The 1,886-nt window shown below is 67.1% G+C and carries 2 protein-coding genes; both read right to left on the bottom strand.

Annotated elements, in window-relative coordinates; genetic code table 11:
* The coding region (locus tag Q8S38_RS06055; RefSeq protein ID WP_305679534.1) for an MFS transporter at positions 1-1,004 on the bottom strand (1,004 nt) is incomplete at its 3' end.
* On the bottom strand, positions 1,004-1,886 hold an 883-nt coding region (locus tag Q8S38_RS06050; RefSeq protein WP_305679533.1), incomplete at its 5' end, for an ATP-binding cassette domain-containing protein. The genes Q8S38_RS06050 and Q8S38_RS06055, both read right to left, overlap by 1 nt.

The raw sequence follows: 1,886 nt of genomic DNA, 5'->3' as shown, positions 1-1,886 counted from the left end.
CCGGCCAGATTGGCGGCGACCCAGAACATGCGCTCGTCCGGCGCCGCCCAGGCCAGCAGCACCATCGCAATCCAGCCGAACAGCGTAATCGCGATCGCCCGCACATGGCCGATGCGGTCCTGCACGTGACCAAACGCAAACGCGCCGAGCGCTGCGGTGACGTTGACCACCAGCACCAGAACGATGGTCTGCTGGGTGTCGAAACGGAACACCAGCGTGGCATAGATCGCCGCCAGCGTGATGACCGCCTGGATGCCGGCCTGGTACAGCACGGTGCAGATTAGAAAACGCCTGAGATCGGGGAGCTGGCGCAAGTGGCCGAGGGTGTAGCGCACCTGCCGCCAGGCATTGCGCGGCGTGCGGGGGCCTGTCGGGGTGGCGCGCTCGCGCAGCATCAAGAGCGTCGGCAGGCTCGCCAGCAGGAAGATCGCGGCGGTGATCAGCATGGCCACCGGCACGAACTCGGCCGCGCCCTGCCCTGCGTCCTGCGCCCGGCTGATGTACGCGAGGCTGGCGCCCAGCGAGACCAGCCCGCCGACGTAGCCCAGCGCCCAGCCCCAGCCTGAAATACGCCCCAACGCGCGCGGGCGGGCCAGTTCGGGAAGGAAGGCGGCGATCAGGTTTTCACCAGTGCCGAAAAAATAGTTGGACAGTACCAGCGCCGCGATCGCCAGCACCAGCGCACCGGGCGACGCAACGTACAGCGCCGCGGTAAACCCGACGCAGCCCAGCGTGGTGAGCCACAGCCATTTTTTCTTGGTGGCGTGGGCGTCGGCCCAGGCGCCGATCAGCGGCGCGGTCAGCATCACCATCGCATATGAGACCGAAAGCGCGAGCGTCCACGCGAAGGTCGCCCAGGGTGCATTGCCGGCAACCACCGCGACGAAATACGCGCCGAACACTGCGGTGATGACGACCGTGGTGTAGCCCGAGTTGGCGAAGTCGTACATGGCCCAGGCCCAGACTTCACGCTTGGCGACCCCGGGCTGCAGCAGGCTTGCCATCAGGCGGCGCCGTCCTCGGCTTCGGCTTGCTGCTGAAGCGCCCACATGTGGGCATACACGCCGTTCTGTGCCAGCAGGCCCGGGTGGCGGCCGCGCTCGACGATGCGGCCGCCGTCGAGCACCAGGATTTCGTCGGCCTCGACCACGGTGGACAGGCGGTGCGCAATGATCAGACTGGTGCGGCCGCGCGCGATTTCCAGCAGCTCGCCCTGGATGGCCTTCTCGGTCTTGGTATCGAGCGCCGAGGTGGCCTCGTCCAATATCAGGATGGCCGGGTTCTTCAGCAGCGTGCGCGCAATCGCCACGCGCTGCTTCTCGCCGCCCGAAAGTTTAAGCCCGCGCTCGCCGACCACGGTGTCCCAGCCCTGCGGCAGACTTTCGATGAAGGCGAGGATGTGCGCCGCGCGCGCGGCCTCGATCACCTCGTCGCGGGTTGCGTCCGGGCGGCCGTAGGCGATGTTGTAATAGATGCTGTCGTTGAACAGCACGGTGTCCTGCGGCACCACGCCGATCGCGGCGCGCAAGCTGTCTTGCGTGACGTGGCGAATGTCCTGGCCGTCAATGGTGATGCTGCCGGCACCGACGTCGTAGAAGCGGAACAGCACGCGGGCGAGCGTCGACGTGCCGGCGCCGCTGGCGCCGACCGCCGCCACCGTCTTGCCGGCCGGCACACTGAAGCTGACTTCGTGCAGGATGGGGCGGTCGGCGTTGTAGGCAAAGCTGACGCGATCGAACTTCACTTCGCCGGCGACGACGTCCAGCTCGCGTGCGTCCTGCGCATCCTCGACCTCGCGCGGCCGCTGCATCAGCGCGAACATGCGTTCTACGTCGGTGTTCGATTCCTTGATCTGGCGGTACATGACGCCGAGAAAACTCAGCGGC

Source organism: Allobosea sp., from assembly GCF_030695125.1.
Taxonomy (GTDB): domain Bacteria; phylum Pseudomonadota; class Alphaproteobacteria; order Rhizobiales; family Beijerinckiaceae; genus Allobosea.
The sequence above is the reverse complement of the archived record's forward strand: the minus strand, read 5'-3'. Positions and strand labels throughout refer to the sequence as shown.